General features: G+C 63.4%; 26 protein-coding genes. 16 read left to right on the top strand and 10 right to left on the bottom strand.

The features are described 5' to 3' along the window. Nucleotides 1-14: 14 nt before the first annotated feature. On the top strand, nt 15-1,931 hold the full coding sequence (typA, locus tag ACFVSJ_RS04935; RefSeq protein WP_387434898.1) for a translational GTPase TypA: 1,917 nt from the start codon (nt 15-17) through the stop codon (nt 1,929-1,931). A gap of 24 nt (nt 1,932-1,955) precedes the next feature. Further along, nucleotides 1,956-2,351 (top strand): hypothetical protein, encoded by a 396-nt coding sequence (locus ACFVSJ_RS04930; RefSeq protein WP_387434897.1) that lies wholly within the window; start codon nt 1,956-1,958, stop codon nt 2,349-2,351. On the opposite strand, the gene ACFVSJ_RS04925 is transcribed toward ACFVSJ_RS04930, so the two are convergent. Then, nucleotides 2,338-2,583 carry a hypothetical protein gene (locus tag ACFVSJ_RS04925; protein WP_387434895.1) on the bottom strand — a complete coding sequence of 82 codons (246 nt, stop codon included), beginning with the start codon at nt 2,581-2,583 and terminating at the stop codon, nt 2,338-2,340. The genes ACFVSJ_RS04930 and ACFVSJ_RS04925 overlap by 14 nt on opposite strands. A gap of 134 nt (nt 2,584-2,717) precedes the next feature. Here ACFVSJ_RS04925 and fdxA point away from each other — a divergent pair, with 134 nt between their 5' ends. The 4 genes from fdxA to ACFVSJ_RS04905 all read left to right on the top strand — a co-directional run bounded on the left by fdxA (nt 2,718) and on the right by ACFVSJ_RS04905 (nt 7,243). Further along, nucleotides 2,718-3,044: a ferredoxin gene (gene fdxA / locus ACFVSJ_RS04920; protein ID WP_018776555.1), complete on the top strand. Its 327-nt coding sequence runs from the start codon at nt 2,718-2,720 to the stop codon at nt 3,042-3,044. Nucleotides 3,045-3,058: 14 nt separating this feature from the next. Beyond that, nucleotides 3,059-4,207: a succinyldiaminopimelate transaminase gene (gene dapC, locus ACFVSJ_RS04915; RefSeq protein ID WP_387434893.1), complete on the top strand. Its 1,149-nt coding sequence runs from the start codon at nt 3,059-3,061 to the stop codon at nt 4,205-4,207. A 232-nt stretch (nt 4,208-4,439) separates the two neighbouring features. Further along, nucleotides 4,440-5,723 carry a citrate synthase gene (locus ACFVSJ_RS04910; RefSeq protein ID WP_387434892.1) on the top strand — a complete coding sequence of 428 codons (1,284 nt, stop codon included), beginning with the start codon at nt 4,440-4,442 and terminating at the stop codon, nt 5,721-5,723. A gap of 320 nt (nt 5,724-6,043) precedes the next feature. After that, nucleotides 6,044-7,243 carry an IS30 family transposase gene (locus tag ACFVSJ_RS04905; protein WP_387435209.1) on the top strand — a complete coding sequence of 400 codons (1,200 nt, stop codon included), beginning with the start codon at nt 6,044-6,046 and terminating at the stop codon, nt 7,241-7,243. A gap of 149 nt (nt 7,244-7,392) precedes the next feature. On the opposite strand, the gene galE is transcribed toward ACFVSJ_RS04905, so the two are convergent. Beyond that, a complete protein-coding gene (gene galE / locus ACFVSJ_RS04900; protein WP_387434891.1) occupies nt 7,393-8,409 on the bottom strand; it encodes a UDP-glucose 4-epimerase GalE in 1,017 nt (338 codons plus the stop codon). An 80-nt stretch (nt 8,410-8,489) separates the two neighbouring features. On the opposite strand from galE, the gene ACFVSJ_RS04895 reads away from it, so the two are divergent. Both ACFVSJ_RS04895 and ACFVSJ_RS04890 read left to right on the top strand, forming a co-directional pair. Further along, nucleotides 8,490-9,116, top strand: coding sequence for a TetR/AcrR family transcriptional regulator (locus ACFVSJ_RS04895; RefSeq protein ID WP_387434889.1), 627 nt, complete (start codon nt 8,490-8,492; stop codon nt 9,114-9,116). A gap of 93 nt (nt 9,117-9,209) precedes the next feature. Further along, nucleotides 9,210-9,821: a hypothetical protein gene (locus ACFVSJ_RS04890; protein ID WP_387434888.1), complete on the top strand. Its 612-nt coding sequence runs from the start codon at nt 9,210-9,212 to the stop codon at nt 9,819-9,821. Nucleotides 9,822-9,828: 7 nt separating this feature from the next. Here ACFVSJ_RS04890 and ACFVSJ_RS04885 read toward each other — a convergent pair whose 3' ends face one another. Both ACFVSJ_RS04885 and dapD read right to left on the bottom strand, forming a co-directional pair. After that, entirely contained in the window at nt 9,829-10,671 is an 843-nt protein-coding gene (locus ACFVSJ_RS04885) for a hypothetical protein (RefSeq protein WP_387434886.1), read from the bottom strand. Nucleotides 10,672-10,684: 13 nt separating this feature from the next. After that, nucleotides 10,685-11,710 (bottom strand): 2,3,4,5-tetrahydropyridine-2,6-dicarboxylate N-succinyltransferase, encoded by a 1,026-nt coding sequence (dapD, locus tag ACFVSJ_RS04880; protein ID WP_387434884.1) that lies wholly within the window; start codon nt 11,708-11,710, stop codon nt 10,685-10,687. A gap of 107 nt (nt 11,711-11,817) precedes the next feature. Here dapD and dapE point away from each other — a divergent pair, with 107 nt between their 5' ends. Further along, a complete protein-coding gene (dapE, locus tag ACFVSJ_RS04875; RefSeq protein ID WP_387434883.1) occupies nt 11,818-12,942 on the top strand; it encodes a succinyl-diaminopimelate desuccinylase in 1,125 nt (374 codons plus the stop codon). 69 nt (nt 12,943-13,011) lie between these two features. Here the strand turns inward: dapE and ACFVSJ_RS04870 are convergent, their stop codons facing one another. The 4 genes from ACFVSJ_RS04870 to ACFVSJ_RS04855 all read right to left on the bottom strand — a co-directional run bounded on the left by ACFVSJ_RS04870 (nt 13,012) and on the right by ACFVSJ_RS04855 (nt 16,312). Then, complete coding sequence (locus ACFVSJ_RS04870; RefSeq protein WP_387434881.1) at nt 13,012-13,860, bottom strand: amino acid ABC transporter permease; 849 nt, start codon at nt 13,858-13,860, stop codon at nt 13,012-13,014. Further along, a complete protein-coding gene (locus ACFVSJ_RS04865; RefSeq protein ID WP_387434880.1) occupies nt 13,857-14,507 on the bottom strand; it encodes an amino acid ABC transporter permease in 651 nt (216 codons plus the stop codon). The genes ACFVSJ_RS04870 and ACFVSJ_RS04865 overlap by 4 nt, the downstream gene beginning before the upstream one ends. A 96-nt stretch (nt 14,508-14,603) precedes the next feature. After that, nucleotides 14,604-15,482: a glutamate ABC transporter substrate-binding protein gene (locus ACFVSJ_RS04860; RefSeq protein ID WP_387434878.1), complete on the bottom strand. Its 879-nt coding sequence runs from the start codon at nt 15,480-15,482 to the stop codon at nt 14,604-14,606. Nucleotides 15,483-15,556: 74 nt separating this feature from the next. Next, nucleotides 15,557-16,312 carry an amino acid ABC transporter ATP-binding protein gene (locus ACFVSJ_RS04855; RefSeq protein WP_387434876.1) on the bottom strand — a complete coding sequence of 252 codons (756 nt, stop codon included), beginning with the start codon at nt 16,310-16,312 and terminating at the stop codon, nt 15,557-15,559. Nucleotides 16,313-16,475: 163 nt separating this feature from the next. Here ACFVSJ_RS04855 and ACFVSJ_RS04850 point away from each other — a divergent pair, with 163 nt between their 5' ends. The 4 genes from ACFVSJ_RS04850 (at nt 16,476) to ACFVSJ_RS04835 (ending at nt 19,279) form a co-directional block, all read left to right on the top strand. After that, entirely contained in the window at nt 16,476-17,309 is an 834-nt protein-coding gene (locus ACFVSJ_RS04850) for a TIGR00730 family Rossman fold protein (RefSeq protein ID WP_387434874.1), read from the top strand. Between the two features lie 18 nt (nt 17,310-17,327). Beyond that, nucleotides 17,328-17,669 (top strand): DivIVA domain-containing protein, encoded by a 342-nt coding sequence (locus ACFVSJ_RS04845; RefSeq protein WP_387434873.1) that lies wholly within the window; start codon nt 17,328-17,330, stop codon nt 17,667-17,669. A gap of 47 nt (nt 17,670-17,716) precedes the next feature. Beyond that, nucleotides 17,717-18,928, top strand: a complete 1,212-nt coding sequence (locus ACFVSJ_RS04840) for a hypothetical protein (protein ID WP_387435207.1) — start codon at nt 17,717-17,719, stop codon at nt 18,926-18,928. Nucleotides 18,929-19,111: 183 nt separating this feature from the next. Next, a complete protein-coding gene (locus ACFVSJ_RS04835; RefSeq protein ID WP_064721643.1) occupies nt 19,112-19,279 on the top strand; it encodes a DUF3117 domain-containing protein in 168 nt (55 codons plus the stop codon). A gap of 101 nt (nt 19,280-19,380) precedes the next feature. Here ACFVSJ_RS04835 and ACFVSJ_RS04830 read toward each other — a convergent pair whose 3' ends face one another. Continuing rightward, complete coding sequence (locus ACFVSJ_RS04830) at nt 19,381-20,013, bottom strand: O-methyltransferase (protein WP_387434872.1); 633 nt, start codon at nt 20,011-20,013, stop codon at nt 19,381-19,383. 249 nt (nt 20,014-20,262) lie between these two features. Between ACFVSJ_RS04830 and sigE the strand changes: the two genes are divergently transcribed. Genes sigE through ACFVSJ_RS04815 form a run of 3 tightly spaced genes read left to right on the top strand, consistent with a single transcriptional unit; the run spans nt 20,263 to nt 22,229 of the window. Continuing rightward, nucleotides 20,263-20,886: an RNA polymerase sigma factor SigE gene (gene sigE / locus ACFVSJ_RS04825; RefSeq protein WP_387434871.1), complete on the top strand. Its 624-nt coding sequence runs from the start codon at nt 20,263-20,265 to the stop codon at nt 20,884-20,886. 7 nt (nt 20,887-20,893) lie between these two features. Beyond that, nucleotides 20,894-21,799 carry a hypothetical protein gene (locus ACFVSJ_RS04820; protein ID WP_387434869.1) on the top strand — a complete coding sequence of 302 codons (906 nt, stop codon included), beginning with the start codon at nt 20,894-20,896 and terminating at the stop codon, nt 21,797-21,799. Nucleotides 21,800-21,830: 31 nt separating this feature from the next. Then, nucleotides 21,831-22,229: a Sec-independent protein translocase TatB gene (locus ACFVSJ_RS04815; protein ID WP_387434867.1), complete on the top strand. Its 399-nt coding sequence runs from the start codon at nt 21,831-21,833 to the stop codon at nt 22,227-22,229. Between the two features lie 12 nt (nt 22,230-22,241). On the opposite strand, the gene ACFVSJ_RS04810 is transcribed toward ACFVSJ_RS04815, so the two are convergent. Next, nucleotides 22,242-23,369: an Mrp/NBP35 family ATP-binding protein gene (locus ACFVSJ_RS04810; RefSeq protein ID WP_387434865.1), complete on the bottom strand. Its 1,128-nt coding sequence runs from the start codon at nt 23,367-23,369 to the stop codon at nt 22,242-22,244. Between the last annotated feature and the right edge of the window lies 1 nt (nt 23,370).

The following is a 23,370-nucleotide window of genomic DNA, read 5'->3' as shown; positions in this document are numbered from 1 at the left end:
CGAGTCATAAACGCATGTCTGAAACTACCGTTAACACTGCGTCGCGGAGCGATCTGCGCAACGTCGCGATCGTTGCACACGTTGACCACGGCAAGACCACCCTGGTCGATGCCATGCTCAAGCAGACCAACTCCTTCGCCGCCCATGGCGAGGTTGAAGACCGCGTCATGGACTCCGGCGACCTGGAGCGCGAAAAGGGCATCACCATTCTCGCCAAGAACACGACGGTTGCCTACAACGGCCCGTCCTCCAACGGCGAGACCATCACCATCAACGTTATCGACACCCCCGGCCACGCCGACTTCGGTGGCGAGGTGGAGCGCGGCCTGTCCATGGTTGACGGCGTTGTGCTCCTGGTTGACTCCTCCGAGGGTCCGCTGCCCCAGACCCGCTTCGTCCTGCGCAAGGCCCTCGCCGCGCACCTGCCGGTGATCCTGCTGGTCAACAAGACCGACCGTCCCGACGCCCGCATCGACGAGGTTGTCCACGAGTCCATGGACCTCCTCCTGGGCCTGGCATCGGACCTTGCCGACGAGGTTCCGGACCTGGACCTGGACAAGGTCCTTGAGGTCCCCGTGGTCTACGCTGCCGCGAAGGTTGGCCGCGCCTCCCTGGAGCAGCCGGCCAACGGCTCCGCCCCGGAGAACGAAGACCTTGAGCCGCTGTTCAAGACCATCATTGAGCACATCCCTGCGCCGACCTACAACCCGGACGGTGTCCTGCAGGCCCACGTGACCAACCTTGACGCTTCGCCGTTCCTTGGCCGCCTCGCCCTGCTCCGTATCTACAACGGCACCCTCCGCAAGGGCCAGCAGGTCGCCTGGGCCCGCCAGAACGGTGAATTGAAGACCGTCAAGATCACCGAACTCCTTGCCACCAAGGCCCTGGAGCGCGTTCCCGCCGAGTCCGCAGGCCCCGGCGAGATCGTGGCCGTCGCCGGCATCGAGGACATCACCATTGGTGAAACCCTCACTGACGTGGAGAATCCCGAGCCGCTGCCGCTGATCACCGTGGATGATCCCGCTATCTCCATGACCATCGGTATCAACACCTCGCCGCTGGCCGGCAAGGTCAAGGGAGCCAAGGTCACGGCCCGCCAGGTGAAAGACCGCCTGGACAAGGAACTGATCGGTAACGTCTCCATCAAGGTCCTTCCCACCGAGCGTCCCGACGCCTGGGAAGTCCAGGGCCGTGGCGAGCTCGCGCTGGCCATCCTCGTGGAGCAGATGCGCCGCGAAGGCTTCGAACTGACCGTTGGCAAGCCCCAGGTTGTTACCCGGACCGTTGACGGCAAGCTGCACGAGCCGATGGAACACATGACCATCGACGTGCCGGAAGAGTACCTCGGCGCCGTCACCCAGCTCATGGCCGCCCGCAAGGGCCGTATGACCAACATGGCCAACCATGGTACCGGCTGGTGCCGCATGGAATTCATCGTTCCTGCCCGTGGCCTCATCGGCTTCCGCACCCGGTTCCTCACGGACACCCGTGGTGCCGGTATCGCTGCCTCCATTTCCGAAGGCTACGAGCCGTGGGCCGGCCCGATCGAATACCGCACCAACGGTTCCATGGTGGCCGACCGTGCCGGCGTGGTGACCCCGTTCGCCATGATCAACCTGCAGGAGCGCGGTTCCTTCTTCGTGAAGCCCACGTCCGAGGTCTACGAAGGCATGATCGTCGGCGAGAACTCCCGCGCCGATGACATGGATGTCAACATCACCAAGGAAAAGAAGCTCACCAACATGCGTGCCGCTTCCTCGGATTCCTTCGAGAACCTGACCCCGCCGCGTGAGCTCACGCTGGAGGAGTCCCTCGAGTTCGCGCGTGAAGACGAGTGCGTTGAGGTCACCCCCGAGGACATCCGTATCCGCAAGGTCATCCTGGACGCCAACGAGCGTGCCAAGGCCAACCGCGCCCGCGCCAAGGCCTGATCCCTGCCCGCACGGACCAACAGCATGAACAAGAGAGTCGCCAGCGCGGCCCGCGGTATCGCCGTGGCCGTGCTGGCGGCTCTTTTTGTTGCCTTCGCCGGGACGGTGCTGCACCGGCAGAGCGTGGTGATCACCGGCGTCGAGCTTTACTGGGGCGTCGGCGCGGCCTTGCTGCTGCTCGCTTCCGTCGAGCTGTGGCTGGTTGCGTGGTCGGGTTCGGTGATTCCGACGGCGGTGGCGGGCCTTGTTGCCTACGCCTCTGTTGGCGTGCTGTCCTCGGGAGGACCGGACAAGCGTTTGGTGCTCGGCGACCTCATAGGGAACATCTGGGTCTTCGGCATTGCCGGGGTGACTCTATTGATGCTCGTGATCGCTGCTTGGCTGCTGGCCAGATGGAAAGCGGCCGCTAAAGGCCGTTAGTGGCCGACCGCCGCGGTGGCGGTGGTGGAACCTGCTTGGCCGCGACCACCATCGCAAGCGGAATTTCGACGTCGGAGGTCCGCGTCCGTACGGTGCAGCTGGTTTCGTTGGTCTCTAGGAGGTATCCCAGCGCGTCCGTCAGGCCGCCCTCGATCCTGTACCGGACCACTACCCGGGTTCCGGCTTCCGCACTCAGGAGGAACTGTCTGGGCGGCATATGCGGGGGAGTCACCGATTCATACTATGACGCGGGCTAGGTTGGCGTCGTAGCCCTGTTGGATAATAGGTTGGAAGTTCAGTGCCCGGCATGTTGCCGGCCGTATTAACCCGGCCATCGCCGGGACAAACCGTTGAGAGGTCTGGGACGTGACGTACGTAATCGCGCAGCCGTGTGTGGATGTCAAGGACAAGGCATGTATTGAAGAGTGCCCTGTCGACTGCATTTACGAAGGTGAGCGTTCCCTCTACATCCACCCCGACGAATGCGTCGACTGCGGTGCCTGCGAGCCCGTATGCCCGGTGGAAGCCATCTACTACGAGGATGACACCCCGGAAGAGTGGGCGGACTACTACAAGGCCAATGTGGAATTCTTCGATGACCTTGGCTCGCCGGGTGGCGCGGCAAAGATCGGCAACACCGGCAAGGACCACCCGTTCATTGCCGCTTTGCCGCCGCAGAACCAAGACCACTAAGGGCGGTTGCATCCTTGATTTCCGCGGCACCTGCTTTCGGCCTTAACCTGCCTGACTACCCGTGGGAGGCCATGGCGCCCTATGCTGCCACGGCTGCGAAGCACTCGGGCGGAGCGGTGAACCTCTCCATCGGTACGCCCGTGGACCCGACTCCGGGCCTCATCCGTGACGCCCTCGCAGCTGCTTCCGACGCCCACGGCTATCCCACCGTCCACGGAACGGAGCCTTTGCGGCAAGCCGTGGCCGATTGGTTTGCGAGCCGACGCGGCGTGCCGGGGCTGGACCCGCGGGACATCATGCCGACGGTTGGCTCCAAGGAACTGGTGGCCTGGTTGCCGTTCCTGCTGGGTCTTGGCAGCGGCGACGTCGTGGTGCGGCCTACCGTTGCCTACCCGACGTACGACATCGGTGCCATGCTTGCCGGCGCCACCGCTGTTGCCGCGGACAACCTGGATGAACTCGACGCAGCCACCCGTGCCAGGGTCCGGCTGGTGTGGATCAACTCTCCGGGCAACCCGACGGGAAGCGTGCGGAGCGTTGAGTCGTTGCGGGAGATGGTAGGCCAGGCCCGTGAAGTCGGCGCCGTCGTGGCCTCCGATGAGTGCTACGCCGAACTCGGCTGGGGCGAATGGGACGCCCAACGCGGCGGCGAGGCCGTGCCGAGCGTCCTCGATCCAAGGGTGTCCGGAGGTTCCACCGATGGCCTGTTGAGTGTCTACTCCCTCAGCAAGCAGTCCAACCTCGCCGGGTACCGGGCCGCTTTCGTGGCCGGAGACTCCGCGATCATGGCCAACCTGGTGAACAGCCGTAAGCACGCCGGGATGATCGTGCCTTATCCGGTGCAGGAAGCCATGCGGGTGGCACTGGGGGACGCGGATCATGTGCTGGCGCAGAAGGACCTGTACCGGGGCAGGCGGGAACGGATCGTGCCTGCGCTGGAGAAGTTTGGCCTGCAGATCCACGAGTCGAAGGCCGGGCTTTACCTTTGGTCGACGGCCGGGGAAGCGACCTGGGATACGGTGGCCCGCTTCGCCGAACTGGGCATCGTTGTTGGCCCGGGCGTCTTCTACGGCGACGCAGGCAACGGCTTCATCCGGGTGGCACTGACCGGTACCGATGAACGCATTGATGCTGCTGTGGAGAGGTTAAACTCAGCCTCATAACAATGCTGTGACTTGCAGCACAAACAGCGTGTTTCCGCCAGTAATCGTCCGGCATGGATTAGTTCCGGACGGTTACTGGCGGTAGCTTTTTAACTGACTATCAATGGTGGCCTTCAATAAGAAAGCACTTCGGCCGTTGGAGCCCTGCAACAGTAGGGCCGAATGCGGCGTCACCAAGAGTTGGTTGGACAAGCGTTCTACAGAGGCCCAGAGGCCTCATGAAGGGGACTCCATGACTGAGACCACCAGCGCGACACTGCGCCATGCCGGCGGCGAACTCGAACTGCCGCGCATCAAGGTTGTAGAAGGAAACGAAGGCTATGACGTTTCCAAGCTGCTGAAGCAGACGGGCGCCGTTGCCTATGACCCCGGCTTCATGAACACAGCGGCCACCACTTCGGCCATCACCTACATCGACGGAGACGCGGGCATCCTGCGCTACCGCGGTTACCCCATCGAGCAGCTGGCCCAGCACTCGAGCTTCCTGGAAGTTTCCTACCTGCTGATCTACGGCAACCTCCCCACTCCCACCGAGCTGGAAGAGTTCGATCAGCGCATCCGCCGCCACACTCTCCTCCATGAGGAACTGAAGGGCTTCTTCGGCGGTTTCCCCCGCGACGCCCACCCGATGCCGGTTCTGTCTTCTGCCGTCTCGGCGCTGTCCACGTTCTACCAGGACTCGCTGGACCCGTTCAATGCCGAGCACGTGGAAGTCTCCACCATCCGCCTCATGGCCAAGCTCCCGGTGATCGCGGCCTACGCCCACAAGAAGTCCATCGGCCAGCCGATGCTGTACCCGGACAACTCCATGAACCTCGTGGAGAACTTCCTGCGCCTGAGCTTCGGCCTTCCGGCCGAGCAGTACGAGCTGGACCCGGTTGTGGTCAAGGCACTCGACCTGCTGCTCATCCTGCACGCGGACCACGAGCAGAACTGTTCCACGTCCACCGTGCGCCTGGTGGGTTCGTCCAACGCGAACCTCTTCGCCTCGGTGTCCGCAGGCATCAACGCACTCTTCGGCCCAGCCCACGGTGGCGCCAACGAGGCCGTGCTGAAGATGCTCCGCCAGATCCAGGCCGACGGCATCAAGCCCGAGGATTACATGGAGAAGGTCAAGAACAAGGAAGACGGCGTTCGCCTCATGGGCTTCGGACACCGCGTCTACAAGAACTACGACCCCCGGGCCAAGATCATCAAGGCAACGGCGCACGAGGTCCTCGGCAAGCTCGGCGGCAACGACGAACTGCTGGACATCGCCATGCGCCTCGAAGAGAAGGCCCTCGCGGACGACTACTTCATCCAGCGCAAGCTGTACCCGAACGTAGACTTCTACACCGGCCTGATCTACAAGGCGATGGGCTTCCCGGAGAAGATGTTTACCGTCCTCTTCGCCATCGGCCGCCTCCCGGGCTGGATTGCCCAGTGGCGCGAAATGATCAACGATCCCCAGACCAAGATCGGCCGTCCTCGGCAGCTCTACACGGGGGAGCCGGAGCGCAACTACCCGGCCAACTAATACCGGGAAAACCAACGACGGCGGCCGCCCACCTTGGGTTCTAGCGGTCGTTGCAACACCCGAGATTTTTGGGAGTTGCAACGACCGTGCCGCATTTAAGCGATGTTCCTGGGGAGTTTCGGAAGTTTGCGAGATCTACTGCCGAGCAGCGGGAAGCTTTCTTCAGAGCTTTTGATCGGCTAGCGAGTGTGACGGAGGCCGCCGCTGAGCTCGGGTTGAACCGGAACACCTGCTACCAGTGGGTTCGAAAGGCCGGACTGGCCAGGAATCGTGCCGAAGGTCCAACACGGGAGGGATTCCGCCGGTTGCGCGATCAGGGTTTGTCCCGTCGTGAGGCTGCCCATGAATTGGGTATCCACGAAACCACGGCCAAGGAATGGGACAGCGGTGTCCGCCGCACAAAAAACGGACGAATCTATCCGGATGGGCGGAGGATCGATTACACAAGTGGTGTGATGACCCTGACTCCGCCCGCAGCTGTGGCCGCTGCTTTCACGATTCCCCGGCTGGCGGCTTTGGAAAAGTCACTGAACCCGCGGTTCTTATCCCTGCAGGACAGGGAACGCATCGCCGACCTGCGCAGCGGAGGCGCCCCGGTCCGGAGCATCGCCCGGGAACTGGGCCGTTCTCCCTCCACGATCAGCAGGGAACTGGCCCGGAACAGTCTCGATGATGGGAAGTACTACGCTTACGCTGCCCAACGCGCCGCAACAACGCGCCGGCCCCGCCCCAAGGACAGCAAGTTGGTCTCCCATAAGCGGCTGCGGAAGTATGTGAAGAAGAAACTGCTTCGCCGGTGGTCACCGGAACAGATCAGTCACAAGCTGATCAAGAAGTTTCCCCACGATGCGGAGATGCGAGTGAGCCCAGAAACGATCTACCAGGCCCTCTATTTTCAGGCCCGCGGCGGGCTCAAACGTGAAGTCCAAGCAGCCCTGCGAACCGGCCGGACCCGCCGTAAGCCCCACAAGGATCCCCAGCAACGGCAGCCGCGTTTCGTCGATCCGATGGTGATGATCTCCGACCGGCCACCCGAAGTCGAAGACCGTGCCGTGCCTGGGCACTGGGAAGGGGACCTCATCACCGGGGCGAATAACCAATCCGCCATCGGCACCCTCGTCGAACGCACCACCCGGTACGTGATGCTCGTCCACCTGCCCGGAGACCACACCGCCGAGACAGTCCGTGACGCATTGATCACCACGATGTCCACACTGCCCGAGCACCTACGCGGTTCACTGACCTGGGACCAAGGTTCCGAAATGGCCGGCCATAAGGCCTTCACCATGGCCACCGACATGCAGGTCTACTTCTGCGACCCAGCCAGCCCCTGGCAACGCGGGTCCAACGAGAACACCAACGGGCTCCTGCGCCAATACTTCGAAAAAGGCACTGACCTTTCAGTGTACCGGCCCGAAGACCTCGAGCACGTCGCCCAGGAACTCAACGGCCGACCACGCAAAACGCTCGACTGGGATACCCCAGCCGAGCGCCTGCGTGATCTACTAATGACCACCTAACACCAACAGTGTTGCAACGACCGGTAGAAACTGCCCACCTCACGCGAGGTGGGCGGCCGCCGTCGTTAATCACCCAGGACAAGCAACGCAAGGTCACTTACGGCCGATGGGCGACCCCACCATGGGCCGTAAGTGACCCCGCGTTGGTTCTAGGAAGCGTTGTAGCCGTAGGGGTTGTTCTTCTGCCAGCGCCAGTGGTCCTCGCACATCTGGTCCACGGTCTTGGTGGTGGACCAGCCAAGGTCGGCCAGCGCAGAGGAAGCATCGGCCCAGAAAGCGGGGAGGTCGCCTGCGCGGCGGCCGGCGATTTCGTAAGGGATCGGCTGGCCGACTGCCTTCTCGAACGAGCGCAGCACTTCCAGTACGGAAGAGCCCTTGCCCGAACCGAGGTTCCAGCGGCGCACGCCGGCACGGGTGGCAATGTAGTTCAGCGCCGCCACATGCCCGTCCGCGAGGTCCACCACGTGGATGTAGTCGCGCTGGGCCGTGCCGTCCGGGGTGTCGTAGTCGCCGCCGAAGACCATGAGCTTCTCGCGCCGGCCCACTGCTACCTGCGCAATGAACGGGACGAGGTTGTTCGGGATGCCCTGGGGATCCTCGCCGATGCGGCCTGAAGGGTGTGCGCCCACGGGGTTGAAGTAGCGCAGCAGTGCTATGTGCCAGCGGTCGTCGGCGTTGCCAAGGTCGGAGAGGATGTCCTCGATCTGTTCCTTGGTACGGCCGTAGGGGTTGTTGGCACCGATCTCCATCTTTTCGATGTAGGGGATCGGGTTGTGCTCGCCGTATACGGTGGCGGACGAGCTGAAGACGATGGAGCGGACGTTGTGCTTGTCCATGGCGCGGAGCAAGTTCAGGGTGCCCACGATGTTGTTGTAATAGTAGGCGAGCGGTTCCTGGACGGATTCGCCGACGGCCTTGAGGCCGGCAAAGTGGATCACGGCGTCGATGCGGTGCTGGTCGAAGACGGCCTCGACGGCTGGTTCGTCCACCAGGTCCACCTCGTGGAAAGCGGCGGTCTTGCCGGTCAGCTCTGAAACGCGGCGGAGGGACTCTTCGCTGGAGTTCACGAGATTGTCGAGGACGACGACGTCGTGGCCGGCTTCCTGGAGGGACAGAACGGTGTGCGAACCGATGTAGCCGGTGCCACCCGTGACAAGAATTTTCATGGTGTCTACGCTATCCGAAAGTGGAGGCGCGCCGCTCAGTGTTGAGCGGTGTTGAAGCACGTTCGTGCTAGAAAATACTGGTGCCCAAAATTGTTGATGCCGAAGCCCGGCGCCAGGAAGTCGTCCAAGCAGTATTCCGCATCATAGCCAGCGACGGCTTGGAAAGGGCGTCCCTCCGGGAAGTGGCCGATGAGGCGGGCTTGGCCGTGGGTTCGGTGCGGCACTACTTTTCCAGCAGTGACGAACTCCTGGTGTTCTCTTTCGCAACCGTCATCGACCGCATAACGGCCCGCCTTGAAGCCGCACTGGCGGCGGTCCGGGATCAAGCCGCAGGCAGCCCGGAACGCCATGCCGCGGTACTCAACCTCCTCGGCCAATTCCTTCCCCTGGACGAGGAATCCGCAGTGGACGCGTGTGTGTGGATGGCTTTCCGCCACGCAGCCCGTATCAATCCCGTCTTTGCCGAAGAAGCGGAGAGGAGCCACCGTTCGGTCGCCGCAGTGGTGGGCCAACTCATTGTGCTGCTGAGCCCCGGGGAGGCTGGAGCACCGCAGAACCTGGTTACCGAGGCCGAACGGTTGCTCGCCACGCTGGACGGCCTGTGCATGCATGCGCTGTTGCAGCCCGAGTGGATGACGGCGGAGATGTGCAGCGACGTGCTGACCGCACACCTCGCGGTCTTTGAAGCAGTTCCCGCGGTTGGGTAGCCTGCGGAACCGGTTGCCCTTCGGCCGTTAACGTCGCGCCGCTTCGGGAATAGACTGGGACAAGTCGGGAACCTGCCCAAGGGAGGAATTCGGATGCATGAGTCAGGCGGCCCGGGATGGCGCATCACCATGGACACGTCCGGGCCGATGCTCATCGCCCTGTACTTGCGCGATGTAGCTGGACTCGACGGTGCCGGAAAGCCGATGCTTTCGCACGCCGCTCCGAAGGTCCGCCATGCCGACCATAGCCACCTTACGTCGGACGTTGGCGGCATCAGTGCACTGAAGACCGAGTGGGAGGCTTGGTGGGAGAAGCTCGTGAAGTCCTATCCCAAGCCGGCACTGGAGCTGGCGCCGCCGAGCTTCAAGGCCTTCGGAAACTCGCCGGCCCTCCAACGCGTCCTCCAGGCCCACTTCGGTGCAGCGCTGGGATGGGCCACCGACAGGATCGACGAGTACGCAGACATGGAGGCTGCCCGCGAAGCGAACGGAATCACCAGCGTCCTCAATGAGATGGTGGAGGACCGGCTGCTGGAAGTTGGCCGGAGTTCCCGCGATTTCGATCTCACCATCATCGAGTTGCCACTCAACGAGCCGCGTGCGTGGTATCTGGAACCCAGCACCATGATCATGAGCCACCGGCTGCTGTCCCAGCCGGACGTGTTCCGCAGCTACGTCCAGCCGGTGGTCGAACTGCTCGCCTGAACCGGGTTTACGTCGTTGGTGCGGAAACGGTGATGGTCACGCGGTCCGATGGCGCCGCCGCTTCCGTCCACCCGTTGCGCTTCTCCCGGTTCCACGTATGCCCCGCCACGTCCACCTGCGTGATGGACAGCTCCTTGGCGTTCGCCACGGCCCAGTGGCCGATTGCCCAGGCCTGGGTTCCCGTCACGTCCAGGTGCACCGAGCGTCCCTCGACGCTGGCCGCCTGGGTGCCGAACGCCGTCGTGAGTTCATTGACGACGGCGGCAGGGTCACCTGCCGCGTCGGGCATGCGGAGTTCGCATGTCAGTGCGGATTCAGAATGGCCGGTCAGGGCTGATGCAAAGGCGCGGCCCATGGCCTCGTGCTGTGCGTAGGCCCGGGGGAAAGCGGATCGCTGGACTGCCTGGGCGGCCTGGGTGACCTCCATGGTTTCGTAGCCCGGGATCTTGACCAGGCCGTCGTAGAAGGCATTGGAGGCGTAGACAGGGTCCATGACCTGTGCCTCGGTGCCCCAGCCCTGGGTGGGCCGCTGTTGGAAGAGGCCACGGGAGTCCGGGCCGGCTTCGTCGCCGTAATTGATGTTCCGCAACCGGGATTCCTGCATGGCCGTGGCCAGTGCGATGCTGGCGGCGCGGGGCGGCAGGCCGCGGCGGACGGAGATGGCCGTGATGAGGGATGCGTTGGCGGTTTGATCGGTGGCGAGTTCGTAGCTCCCGGTTCCGACCACAGCAACGCAGCGCTCCGAGACGAGGGTCTCGGAGCGCTGCAGCACTGCGACTATTGCGTAGACGGCGCCTGCCACGAGGGCCAAGGCCAACACCGCCACGATGGCGCGGCGCAAGCGGCGCATGGTGTCTCTCCTGCTAATTGGCGTGCAGCGCCTCGTTCAGTTCAACCGTCTGCCCTGCGCGCGGAAGCACTTCCACGCCACCGGTGGTGGAGTTGCGGCGGAACAGGAGGTTCGGAACGCCGGAGAGTTCCACGGCCTTGATGATCTTGCTGGTGTCTTCGCCGTTCTCGTCCTTGGGGCCCGGAACGCGGACACGCGTGCCGGCCGTGACGTAAAGGCCTGCTTCGACGACGGAATCGTCACCGATGCTGATGCCAACGCCGGAGTTGGCGCCGAGCAGCACGCGCTCGCCCAGGGCAATCTTTTCCTTGCCGCCGCCGGAGAGCGTGCCCATGATGGAGGCGCCGCCACCGACGTCGGTACCGTCGCCCGCCACGACGCCTGCGGAGATGCGGCCCTCGACCATGGAGGTGCCCAGGGTTCCGGCGTTGAAGTTCACGAAGCCTTCGTGCATCACGGTGGTGCCTTCGGCGAGGTGTGCACCCAGCCGGACGCGGTCGGCGTCGGCGATGCGCACGCCGGTGGGGACTACGTAGTCCACCATGCGCGGGAACTTGTCCACGCCGTAGACCACCACGTTGCCGCGCTTGCGCAGGCGGGCCCGGGTCAGTTCGAAGCCTTCAACGGCGGCCGGGCCGAAGTTGGTCCAAACTACATTCGGAAGTTTGCCGAAGACGCCGTCCAGGTTGATGCTGTTCGGCTTGACCAGGCGGTGGGAGAGCAAGTGCAGGCGGAGGTACGCGTCGGCCGTGTCTGCCGGGGCGGCATCGAGGTCGATCTGTGCGAACACCACCTTCTGCTCCGTGCCGCGGTCGGCATCCTTGCCTTCCTCGGCCAGGGCGGTGAGGGCGGGGTCGGCGTTTTCAACGTCGCGCAGGGTCTCGGCGGCAACGCCCAGGGACGGGGCGGGGTACCAGACGTCCAGCACGGTTGCTTCCCCGGAGGCCGAGGTTGCGATCGTGGCGAGGCCGAATCCGTAGGCCGAACGGTCGTTAACGGGCGCGTTTGCGGGCACAGCAGAGGAAGCAGTTTCAGTCATGGGGCCAAGTGTATCGAGCACGTGCAGCCCGGCCGAAACCCGTTCCACGGACTGGGAGGTCGCATTTCCCGTCGAAGCGGCCAACGCCGTGGCGTTAAGGTGGAAGGGTGACCCTGAACCCTGCCCCCGCCCTCCTTGACCTGCGCCAGGACGTCGCTTTGCTGACTGCGGCGCTCATCGACATCAACAGCGTCTCCGGGAACGAAACCGAACTCGCTGACGCCGTTGAGTCCGCTCTCCGTGCTATTCCGGAATACACGGTGGTGCGGGACGGCGACGCCATCATCGCCCGCACCGAACTGGGCCGTTCCGAGCGCGTCATCCTGGCGGGGCATTTGGACACTGTTCCGCTGCCCACCGTTGCCGGTTCCCTTGGTACTGTCCCTGCCACGTGGGAATCGGGAGTGTCCGGCGAGGGCCTCTTGTTCGGCCGCGGGACAACCGACATGAAGGGTGGCGTCGCCGTCCAGCTCGCCTTGGCGGCCACACTGTTCGACGGCGGCACGCGGCCTGACAGGGATGTCACCTTTGTGTTCTACGACCACGAGGAAGTGGAAGCGGTCAAGAGTGGCCTGGGGCGTTTGGTCCGGAACCACGGGGAACTGCTGACGGGCGACTTTGCCATCCTGCTGGAGCCTACGCACGGCACGGTTGAAGGTGGCTGCAACGGAACCAGCCGCTTCGAAGTCACCACGCTGGGGGAGACCGCCCACTCAGCCCGCGCGTGGATGGGCAGCAACGCGATCCACGCTGCCGCCCCCATCCTCGCCCGGCTCGCCGCCTACGAGCCCCGTACCATCAACGTGGACGGCCTGGACTACCGGGAGAGCCTCAACGCCGTGAAGATTAACGGCGGTACTGCGGGAAACGTCATCCCGGACCGTTGTGTGGTGGAGATCAATTACCGCTTCGCTCCGGACAAGACCCCGGATGACGCAGAGGCCCATGTCCGGGAACTTTTGGAGGGCTTCGACGTCGTGCGTACCGATGCGGCAGCCGGGGCGCGACCGGGACTCAACCACCCCGCCGCCGCGTCCTTCGTTGCCGCTGTGGGTGCCGAGCCGAAACCCAAATACGGATGGACCGACGTCGCGCGTTTCAGCGAGCTCGGAATCCCGGCGGTGAACTTCGGGCCCGGCGACCCCCTGCTGGCGCACAAGGACAACGAGCATGTCGACGCCGATGCCGTCCGTGAGTGCCTGCGGGCGCTGCGGACGTGGCTGGGGCAGTAGCCCCGCCCGGCAAAGAAAAGGGCGGGTACCGGTGTGAGCCGGTACCCGCCCTTATTCTTTTGTGTGGTCCTACTTGGCTGTCGGAACAGCTCCGGCGGCGGTGGCCTTGGCCGTGCCGCCTGCAGCCTTCCTGGACCCGCGGCGTTCAATCCAGATCGCAATCCGGGACACCGTGAGGTTAATCAGGATGTAGATCGCAGCGCCCACGAAGAATGCCGGGAACAGGAAGTCCGGACCCAGGAAGTCGGCCATGATCTGGATCTTCCGCAGCAGTTCCTCGTAGCCAACGATGTAACCAAGCGAGGTGTCCTTGAGGAGCACAACCAGCTGGGCCACAAGGGACGGAAGCATCCGTCGGGTGGCCTGCGGAAACTCGATGATCATCCGCGACTGGAAGCTGCGGAGGCCAATTGCCAAACCGGCCTCACGCTGTCCCTTCGGAAGGGACTGGATACCGGCCCGGAGGATTTCCGCGAAGATGGCCGCGTTGTACAGCACCAGGCCCGCCACGACGGCGACGAACTGGCCGGTGGCGAATACCAGAAGCACGAACAACATCATGAGCACCACGGGCATACCGCGGAGGAACTCCAGGACAACCTGGGTTGGCACCCGGATCCAACTGATGAGCGAGATCCGGAGCAGGCACAAGCCAATCCCCAATGGGAATGCGATGACGGCGGCCACAGCGGCAGCTACGAGAGTGGAGATAATGCCTTGGCCAATCAAGCTCCAAACGTCCGGAGCCATGGGACCGTAGAAGATCTCCCAGCGGTCGGCATCGAAGATTCCTTGCTGGGCCAGCGTCATGACGGCGATGGCGAGGACGCCGAGGATGATCAGGATGCCGGCGGCGGAACCGATGAGCGAGTAGAGGCGTGCCTTGGGGCCTGGCGTGTCGTAGAGGACGGAAGTCATCGGGCAATCGCCACCTTTCGTTCAACAAAGTGCGCCAAAAGGCCCAACGGAACCGTGATCAGCAGGTAGAAGAACGCGACACCCAGCAGGATCCACAGAACCTGGTCTCCGTAGTCGTTGGAGAGCTTGCGGCCGTAGCCGAAAAGTTCCAGGACGAAGAAGGCGCCCGCGACGGACGAGTTCTTCACCAGGGCGATGACGATATTGATCAGCGGCGGCACCACAGTCCTGAGGGCTTGCGGCAGGACAATGAAACCGAGGACCTGGGTAAAGGTCATCCCGATGCTTCGGGCGGCTTCCGCCTGACCCACGGGAACGCTGTTGACGCCGGAGCGGACGGCTTCGGCGACGAACGCTGCGGTGTAGGCACTGAGGGCAATGATCGCTGCAACTTCGAATTGGTCGAACTTGATCCCAAGCCGTGGCAGGACGATTGCGGAGAAAAAGAAAATGATGGTCAGCGGAGTATTTCGGGCAACTTCAACGTAGAACATGCTGAAGCCCCGCAAGGCAGCCACTGGCGAAACCCGCATTGCGGCGAGGATTGTGCCCACAACGAGGGCTATGACTCCGGAAATGACGGAGAGGTAAAGAGTGCGGAGAAATCCGTCCCAGTATTGGGGGAGGCTTGCTATGACGGCGTCCATGGCTTCCTTTGGCTGCAGCTAATCACGGAACAGGGTCCTGGGCTTCGACGACTGCCGCCGCCCCGTAAAAGGGCGGCGGCAGTCGTCGGACACCGACTAGTAGCGGTTGATGGCAGGAAGTTCAGGCGTGGTCTTGATGACCTTGCCCGCGGTTGCTTCCCAGGCCTTCTTGTAGGTGCCGTCCTTCTGGAAGGCTTCGAGCTGGTCGTTGATCCAGTTGCGGAAGGTAGTGTCGTCCTTCTTCAGGCCGATGCCGTACGGCTCCTTCGTGAAGGTCTGGTCGGAAGCCAGCTTGAAGGCGTCCGGTTCCTTGTCAACGTACCCGGCGAGGATCACGTTGTCCGTGGTCACGGCGACAACCTGCTTGTTGCGGAGGGGCTCCAGGCAAGCGGTGTAGGTAGCAGCCGGAACAACTTCGGCGCCATACTTTTCGGCAATCGTCTTGGCCGGTGTGGAGCCCGTGACGGAGCAGACCTTCTTGCCCTTGACGTCCTCGGGCTTGGTGATGGAGTTGTCGTCCTTGTTCACCAGCAGGGCCTGGCCGGCCTCGTAGTACGGGCCGGCGAAGGAGACCTTTTCCTTGCGGGCGTCGTTGATGGTGTACGTGGCGATGACAATATCGACGCGGGACTGCTCGATGAATGATTCGCGGTTCTGCGAGACCGTCTCAACCCATTCGATCTTGTCGGCGGGAATGCCCAGCTTGGCGGCGATGGCCTTGCCGATTTCAACGTCGAAACCGACCGGCTTGCCGTCCAGGCCCTTCTGTCCGAACAGCGGCTGGTCGAACTTGGTGCCGATGGTGATCTTCTGGGCCTTGTTCAACTTCTCCATGGTGGTGCCGGCTTCAAAGCTCGCCGAGGCAACCGGGGGAGTGGTGGAGCTGCCGCCACCGCCGCAGGCGCTCAGCGAGATGGCCAGCGCAGCTGATGCGGCAACCAGGAGGGACTTCCTCCGGGTGAACAGAGACTTCATGACGTTCCTTTCATTGGTAGGCCGCTATACGGCCGGGTGCGTTTCCTTGCCGCCGGGGTGCGGGCGGCCAAGAGCTAGTGGGTCAGGAGTTTGGACAGGAAGTCCTTGGCGCGGTTGCTCTGCGGATTCGTGAAGAATTCCTCAGGGGAGGCATCTTCCACGATCTGGCCGTCGGCCATGAACACCACACGGTCAGCCGCCTTGCGGGCGAAGCCCATCTCGTGGGTCACCACGATCATGGTCATGCCTTCCTTGGCCAACTGGATCATGACGTCGAGGACTTCATTGATCATTTCCGGGTCAAGAGCCGAGGTGGGCTCGTCGAAGAGCATCACCTTTGGCTTCATGGCCAACGCCCGGGCGATAGCCACGCGCTGCTGCTGGCCACCGGAGAGCTGGGCAGGAAGCTTGGGGGCCTGATGCCCTACGCCAACGCGCTCCAGGAGCGCCATGGCCTCGCGTTCCGCAGTCCCCTTGGCAACTCCCTTCACCTTGATGGGGCCCAAGGTGACGTTCTCGAGAATCGTCTTGTGGGCAAAAAGGTTAAAGGACTGAAAGACCATCCCGACGTCGGCGCGAAGGTGCGCGAGTTCCTTGCCTTCTTCGGGGAGTTTCTTTCCATCGATCGCGATGTCGCCGTCGTCGATCGTTTCCAAACGGTTGATGGCACGGCACAACGTGGACTTACCGGAGCCGGAAGGTCCGATGACCACTACAACCTCACCCTTCTTGACGTGAAGGTTGATGTCTTTGAGGACGTGCAATTGACCGTAGTGTTTGTTGACGCTGTTCAGGGAGACGAGCGCATCGCCGGACACTTGAGTAGTCATAGCTCGAATCTAGCGAACAACGAAGTAAATATGACCACGATCACGGCAAGTTCCTTGAGATCGTGACTGAACAGAAACCTGCTTTCCAGCGATATATCAGACTGCAATGCAAAGAAACGGGTCGCCGGGCAATGCACCCATGCATTAGCGCTAGCCTTGGGCAATGAGTATCAGCCAGCACCCAGTTCCCAGCCCCGACGCGAATGGCCGCGTGGGGAGCAGCGCACCGCTTCCTGCCCCGGTTGCGCCCGCCAAGCACAAAGGCCCCCTGGAACTGCGGCGTAAACAGGCCGATACCGGAATGTCCGATCAGCACTTGCTGGATACCAGTGGTGCCGGCCAGTTCATCCACACGGACCCTTGGCGCGTGCTGCGCATACAGAGCGAATTCGTTGAAGGATTTGGCGCGTTGGCTGACATTGGTCCCGCCGTGAGCGTCTTTGGTTCGGCCAGGACCCGACCAGGCACTGAGTACTACGAGATGGCCGTGGATGTGGGCCGAAAGTTGGCCGAGGCCGGGGTTGCCGTGATCACCGGTGGTGGCCCGGGCTCCATGGAGGCAGCCAACAAGGGCGCCGTCGAAGGCAACGGAGTATCGGTAGGCCTCGGCATCGAGCTGCCGTTCGAACAGGGCTTGAACCAATGGGTGGACCTTGGCATCAACTTCCGGTACTTCTTCGCCCGGAAAACGATGTTCGTGAAGTATGCGCAGGGCTTTGTGGTGCTGCCCGGCGGACTGGGGACCCTCGACGAGTTGTTCGAGGCCATGGTCCTGGTACAAACGCGCAAGGTCACTTCCTTCCCGATTGTCCTTTTGGGAGTCCGCTTCTGGGGCCCGATGATCGAATGGATCCGGGACACCCTGGTGGCGGAAGGCATGGTGTCGGAGAAGGATCTGGACTTGATCCAGCTCGTCGATGATCCCGCGGACGCCGTGCATCGGGTGCTCCACGGAACGCCTCTGCCAACGCCCACAGGGGAGCAACGCCCGGAGTAGGGATTCCTTTCTGGCACGATGGTCCCTGTGAGCTTTTTCCTCGTGTTTCTCGCAATTGTCCTCGTCGGGGCGGCGTTGTTCTTCGGCGCAGGGATTGTCCGTGGCCGTTCCGTAGGGGCCGGCCTCGACGACCCCACTCCCAACCTGCCGCCGGTCCTCCTTTCAAGGCAGGCCAACCCCGCGGACGTGGACAACGTGCGGTTCGCCTTGGGACTCCGGGGCTACCGCATGGACCAAGTGGACCAGGTCCTGGACGAGCTCCGTGACCAATTGCTCGCCAAGGACCGCGAGATCGATCGGCTTAAGGGTCTGCTGCCGCAGGAACCGGACGGCGACGGACCCCTGCAGGGAACGCCTTGAGCGCCCCTCTTCCGCCCGCAGCAACAGGGGCGGGTGCCACAGTCCGCATCGGTGCGGCGGTCTCGAAGGCCGGTGCCCGCGTTGCCGCCTTGCCTTGGTGGGTCCAGGTAGCGCTCGTCTACGTGGCCGCGCGGCTGGTCAGTGCCGCCATCTTCGTGGCCGCCGCCATCCATCAAGGGACCAATCCGTGGTTCCCGCCGGCGCCCGATTACTGGAATTTCATCACCATCTGGGACGGTCGCTGGTACCAGCGTGCCGCCGATCAAGGCTATCCCTCGGAACTGCCTGTGGACCAGAACGGTGTGGTCAAGGAAAACGCCTGGGCGTTCTATGGCCTGTTTCCGTTCCTGGCGCGCGGCCTCGGTGCCATCACCGGGCTGGGCACGCTCCAATCCCTCACGGTGATCGCCATGGTTGCGGGACTGTTCGCCGCACTGGTGATTTTCACGCTGTTCCGGGAGGTGGCCGGGCGTCGTGCGGCCATGTGGGGTGTCGTCTTTGTTTCCACGTTTCCCATCTCCCCGATACTCCAGGTCCCCTACGCAGAGTCGCTGAACTTGCTGTTGTTGGCCGCTTCGCTCCTTCTGGTGGTGCGGCGGCATTACGTTGCCGCCATCCCGGTAGTTGTCCTGATGTGCTTCTCGCGGCCTACAGGAGTTCCCTTCGCAGCGATGCTTGGCCTGCTCCTGGTGTGGCGGTTGTGGCAGCGCTTTGGACCAGCCCGGCAAGGCGGGGGGAACACGTCGAACTCTTCGCTGTGGTCCTTGGGTGCCCTCGTTGTGGTGACCGGCGCTGCTGCGCTCGCCTGGCCGGTGATCGCCTGGGCGGTGACCGGTGACCCTGCTGCCTACACCCGGACCGAGACCGCCTGGCGGGGTGACGAATTGGTGCCCTTCAAACCGTGGTTCGACACCGGGCGCATGCTTTTCGGCCCCGTCCTGGGAGTCTTTGCCCCGTTCGTCTTTGCCGGCCTCTTTGTGCTGGCAATGATTTCGAAGCCCGTGCGGGCGTTGGGGACCGAACTCCGGCTTTGGTGTGCGTCCTACATGGGCTACCTGTTGGTGTTTCTTCACCCGCAGACCAGTACGTTCCGGATGTTGCTTCCGCTGTTTCCGCTTGCCCTGGGCGCCGCGCTGCTCTCCAAATCAAAGGCGTACCGCAGCACCGTGGTGGTCATGTTCCTGCTTCTCCAAATCGTCTGGGTGGTGTGGCTTTGGGCCTGGGCCCAATTGCCCGGAGGCGGCGACTACCCGCCGTGAATTAGTCCATTGATTCGCTACGGGCGGGTAAGTACGGGATAATGGAAGACGAGCAAGGACAAAAGCACCGAAACGTGCCCGGCCAAGGCGGCCTCCCAAGCGTTGCCGCCGGCCGCAATTGCGACGCGGATCCAGCCCGGCCGGGTTGGGCGTGATTTGGGACAAATGGAGGGGATTTTCCTAATGGCGGCTATGAAACCACGTACTGGCGACGGCCCTATGGAAGTGACCAAAGAGGGACGCAGCCTGATTATGCGTGTGCCGCTCGAGGGCGGTGGGCGGCTTGTGGTTGAGCTCAATGCCGCCGAAGCGGAGAACCTCAAGGAATGCCTGGTAGGCGTTACCGAATAGATGCACCAAACAAGGCCCGGCGCGTGCCGGGCCTTGTTTTTGTTTAAGGTGTGTCAGTTTGTTTTTGCGGAGGGAAAATCAACACCGCAAAAGCCGAATTGCTATTTCTTGACGGCCACCAGGAGGCCGTCGCCGGTAGGGAGCATTGACGAGACCAGGCGGTCGTCGTCGCGAATGGTCTTTCCTACTTGGCGGAGGACTGCGGTGGTGGCCTCCCGTGCGGCAGGGTTGGAGACCCTGTCCTTATCCAAGGCATCGTTGATCACCAAAGTGCCCCTGGACTTGAGGAGCCGCACCGCCTGGTCCACGTAGCTTGGAAAATTCGGCTTGTCCGCGTCGATGAAGACCAGGTCATAGGCGTTATCCGTGAGGCGGGGGAGGACGTCGGCGGCCCGGCCGGAAATGGTGCGGATCCGGTTTGCCGGTGATCCGGATTCGAGGAAGGCTTCACGGGCGGCCTTGAGGTGTTCCACATCGACATCGATGGTGGTCAGCACTGCCTGGGGGCCCAATCCGCGCAGCAAACACACGCCGGAGACGCCGGCCCCCGAGCCAACTTCCACAACAGTCTGCGCTTTCGAGGCCGCAGCAAGGACTGTCAGGACGGCGCCGACACCCGGGCTGACCGGGCTGACGCCCAGTTCAAACGACCGTTCGCGGGCGCGCAACAAGACCTCGTCCTCAGCAGGCAGGTTTTCTGCATAGGACCAGCTGGTTGACTTGTCGGCGCTCATGAAGGGATCGCTTTCCGCGTGTAGGGGGTTTTCCCTTCCAGAGTACTGTGTTCCGGCCTGCAATCCCGGCGATCGCGGCCCGGCGGAGCCTGTGTCCGGGCTGTACGCCGGAGAGCGGATTTGCGCTGTGCGGGAAATGTGAAGCCCGGTCAGGAAATTCCCAGACAACCCTGACATGATATTGATCCGTTCATCCACGCGTTGGGCGGCACCGGACTCCGGTGAATCACAGTTTGAGGGGAGTGGACGATGCCGGCATCACATGCTGCGCCAGTCCAAACATCGGAAGGCCACGAGGCCACTGCAGACTGGGTCACGCCCAGCTGGGAGGAAGTGGTCGCCAACCACTCCGCCAAGGTCTATCGCCTGGCCTACCGCCTGACCGGCAACAAGTTCGACGCCGAAGACCTCACGCAGGAGGTCTTCGTCAGGGTGTTCCGCTCCCTGGAGAACTTCAAGCCCGGAACACTGGACGGTTGGTTGCACCGCATTACCACCAACCTGTTCCTCGACCAGGCCCGCCGCAAGAGCCGTATCCGCTTCGATGCCCTCGCCGAGGATGCCGAGTCCCGCCTTCCCGGCCGCGAACCTGGCCCCGAGCAGAGCTTTGAACACAACAACCTGGACCTTGACGTCCAGCGCGCACTGGAAGAACTGCCACCGGACTTCCGCGCCGCCGTCGTTCTTTGCGATCTTGAGGGTCTCTCCTATGACGAGGTCGCCGAGGCGCTGGGCGTGAAGCTTGGCACCGTCAGGTCCCGAATCCACCGCGGGCGCACCATGCTCCGCGAGAAGCTCGCCCACCGCGACCCCAGGTCGGCAACTGCGCGCAAGCCGCGCCTGAAGATGCCCCGCATCGCCGGCATCCTCTAGGTAGTCCATGCCGGAACGCCACACGGTGCCGGGGCCTCCGTCCCGGCGCAAAATCGCTGACCTTCGCCATTCCCGGAACCCCGGGCATTTGGAGCAGTGCGCGGACTGCCGCCTGTCCCTCAGGCGTGAGCAGCAGTACTTGGAGCGCCTGCGCGGGTCCGCAGTACCCCAAGCCAGTGATGACCTGACCCAGCGGCTGCTGGAGCAAACGCAGCGCTTGGCCGGCGAGGCCGATTCACCGTTCGATGGCCCGCGGCCGGCGGGCTCCGGCTGGCGGGGCCTGCGTATCGCAGGGGTTGCCGCCGGCACCCTGGCGGTGAGCGCCAGTGCGCTGGCCGTCTCGGCCTATTCAGTCGCAGGGGATCCCGTGCCGCAGGTCCGCAACGTGGCTGGCGGCAACGTCGCCTCCGTGGCCGGTGCAGTAACGGGTGGCCCGGCCGAACTCATGGTCGAGCCAGGCGTGAAAGCGGCCCAGGCCGTCAGTCTGGGCCCGGACCAGCTTGCCTCGCTTCGGGAACAAGGGTGGGCCTGTCCGGAGTTGTCCGCCATGGGCTTCCACGTCACGTCGGCTGAGGCGACACTCCACAACGGGCACCCGGCGGTGGAACTCACACTGGAGAGCAACGGACACCACGCCACCATCCTTGAAGAGCACTTGCCTGCGGCAGCCCAATCAACAACCGCGCAGCTCACCCTGACCCAGGGAAGTCCTTGGGGTGCTGTTTACCGGACCTCCGCGGGCATCCTCAGCTATTCGTCGGACCTGCCCGCGGACAAGGCAGACGACGCCGTGCCCGAGTTGGTCCGTGCCGCCGATGCCATGGCGTCCAGTCCGGAAGTGCCAGCCGCGGAAACGTGGTCCGACAGGCTGCTGCGCGGCCTCAGGACCCTCCTCCGCCCTGCTGGTTTATGAGCGGCTTCACAGACAAGGTAATCTTCGTAGCGTGTTTGGAATCAACGGCCCGGAGTTCATAGTCCTCCTCATAATCGGCGTACTCGTCATCGGTCCCAGCCGTTTGCCCGAATACACTCAGAAGCTCGCCAACCTGGTGAAGGAAGTCCGCCGGATGGCCTCCGGCGCGAGGGAGCAGATCAAGGAAGAAGTCGGCATCGACATCGATGAAGTCGACTGGAAGAAGTACGACCCCCGTCAGTATGATCCGCGCAGGATTATCAAGGACGCCTTGTTCGAGGACGATTCCAAGGCAGTGAGCGCAGGAGGTCCCGCAGCCACGGCGGCCGTCGCAGCGGCAACGGCGGAGACCACGCCCCATGCCCCGGCCCGCGTCATCGAGCGCCTGGCCGAGGGCGAGGCCGCCCCGTTCGACACCGAGGCAACCTGACCGCGACTCCCGTCAGCGGGGTTGGATCCCAAGGGGCATGCCTGCCAGGCCGCGTGGCCGGGCTGCGAGCTTCCCCGCGATGTCCTGCAATGCTTTGGCCGCGGACGTATGTCCTCCCGCCAGAACCACTGGCTTGCCCTCGTCTCCGCCTTCACGCAGCTGGATATCCAAGGGAATCTGGCCAAGCAATGGAACGTCCGCGCCGACGGCGGCACTCAACCGCTCAGCCAGTGCAGCGCCGCCGCCGCTTCCGAACAATTCCATGCGGCCGCCGTCGGGCATGTCCAAGTAGGACATGTTCTCGATGACGCCGGCCACCTTCTGTCCCGTTTGGGTGGCGATGGTACCGGCCCGTTCAGCGACGTCGGCTGCGGCCGCCTGCGGCGTGGTGACAACCAGGATTTCCGCGTTGGGCAGGAGCTGTGCCACGGAGATGGCGATGTCGCCGGTGCCCGGAGGCAGGTCCAGGAACAACGCGTCGAGGTCGCCAAAATACACATCCGTGAGGAACTGTTCCAGGGCTCGGTGCAGCATCGGACCCCGCCAGGCGACGGGCTGGTTTCCGGAAACGAACATGCCGATGGAGATGACCTTCACGCCATAGGCCACCGGTGGAAGGATCATGTCGTCAACCTGGGTGGGCTTCTGCGTGATTCCCATGAGTGCCGGAACGGAGAAGCCGTGAACGTCGGCATCGACGATGCCCACGCGCAGCCCCTGGGCAGCCAGCGCACTGGCCAGGTTGACGGTGACAGAGGATTTGCCCACGCCACCCTTGCCGCTTGCCACGGCGTAGACCCTGGTGAGGGACTCCGGCTTGGTGAACGGGATGCCGCGCTGCCCACCGGGACCGCGCAGCTGTTCCTTGAGGGCCTGACGCTGTTCGGGCGTCATGACCTTGAGCTCAACCTCGACGCCGGTTACGCCCTCCACGTTGGAGAGGGCCGCAGTGGCGTCTCCAGTGATCGTTTCGCGCAGCGGGCAACCTGCGATGGTCAGCAGGACCACCACGTGAACCCTGCCATCGTGGTCCGCGGACACCGACTCGACCATTCCCAGCTCCGCGATGGGGCGCCTGAGCTCGGGGTCGATGACAGTGGCCAGGGCAGCGTGAAGCGCCTCGGTTGATGCGTAGCTCATG

It is taken from the genome of Paenarthrobacter sp. NPDC058040 (assembly GCF_042885775.1).
GTDB lineage: Bacteria > Actinomycetota > Actinomycetes > Actinomycetales > Micrococcaceae > Arthrobacter.
This window is presented reverse-complemented; position numbering and strand designations above follow the sequence as displayed.

Bases quoted from the DNA above. Each gene is read 5' to 3' on its own strand.
- ACFVSJ_RS04820 (WP_387434869.1), top strand. From the start codon at position 20,894: ATGCCGGAACGCCACACGGTGCCGGGGCCTCCGTCCCGGCGCAAAATC.
- typA (WP_387434898.1), top strand. From the start codon at position 15: ATGTCTGAAACTACCGTTAACACTGCGTCGCGGAGCGATCTGCGCAAC.
- ACFVSJ_RS04845 (WP_387434873.1), top strand. From the start codon at position 17,328: ATGGTCCCTGTGAGCTTTTTCCTCGTGTTTCTCGCAATTGTCCTCGTC.
- ACFVSJ_RS04885 (WP_387434886.1), bottom strand. From the start codon at position 10,671: ATGCGCCGCTTGCGCCGCGCCATCGTGGCGGTGTTGGCCTTGGCCCTC.
- sigE (WP_387434871.1), top strand. From the start codon at position 20,263: ATGCCGGCATCACATGCTGCGCCAGTCCAAACATCGGAAGGCCACGAG.
- ACFVSJ_RS04890 (WP_387434888.1), top strand. From the start codon at position 9,210: ATGCATGAGTCAGGCGGCCCGGGATGGCGCATCACCATGGACACGTCC.
- ACFVSJ_RS04830 (WP_387434872.1), bottom strand. From the start codon at position 20,013: ATGAGCGCCGACAAGTCAACCAGCTGGTCCTATGCAGAAAACCTGCCT.
- ACFVSJ_RS04835 (WP_064721643.1), top strand. From the start codon at position 19,112: ATGGCGGCTATGAAACCACGTACTGGCGACGGCCCTATGGAAGTGACC.
- ACFVSJ_RS04860 (WP_387434878.1), bottom strand. From the start codon at position 15,482: ATGAAGTCTCTGTTCACCCGGAGGAAGTCCCTCCTGGTTGCCGCATCA.
- ACFVSJ_RS04810 (WP_387434865.1), bottom strand. From the start codon at position 23,369: ATGAGCTACGCATCAACCGAGGCGCTTCACGCTGCCCTGGCCACTGTC.
- ACFVSJ_RS04930 (WP_387434897.1), top strand. From the start codon at position 1,956: ATGAACAAGAGAGTCGCCAGCGCGGCCCGCGGTATCGCCGTGGCCGTG.
- ACFVSJ_RS04850 (WP_387434874.1), top strand. From the start codon at position 16,476: ATGAGTATCAGCCAGCACCCAGTTCCCAGCCCCGACGCGAATGGCCGC.
- ACFVSJ_RS04865 (WP_387434880.1), bottom strand. From the start codon at position 14,507: ATGGACGCCGTCATAGCAAGCCTCCCCCAATACTGGGACGGATTTCTC.
- galE (WP_387434891.1), bottom strand. From the start codon at position 8,409: ATGAAAATTCTTGTCACGGGTGGCACCGGCTACATCGGTTCGCACACC.
- ACFVSJ_RS04910 (WP_387434892.1), top strand. From the start codon at position 4,440: ATGACTGAGACCACCAGCGCGACACTGCGCCATGCCGGCGGCGAACTC.
- dapD (WP_387434884.1), bottom strand. From the start codon at position 11,710: ATGACTGAAACTGCTTCCTCTGCTGTGCCCGCAAACGCGCCCGTTAAC.
- ACFVSJ_RS04870 (WP_387434881.1), bottom strand. From the start codon at position 13,860: ATGACTTCCGTCCTCTACGACACGCCAGGCCCCAAGGCACGCCTCTAC.
- ACFVSJ_RS04855 (WP_387434876.1), bottom strand. From the start codon at position 16,312: ATGACTACTCAAGTGTCCGGCGATGCGCTCGTCTCCCTGAACAGCGTC.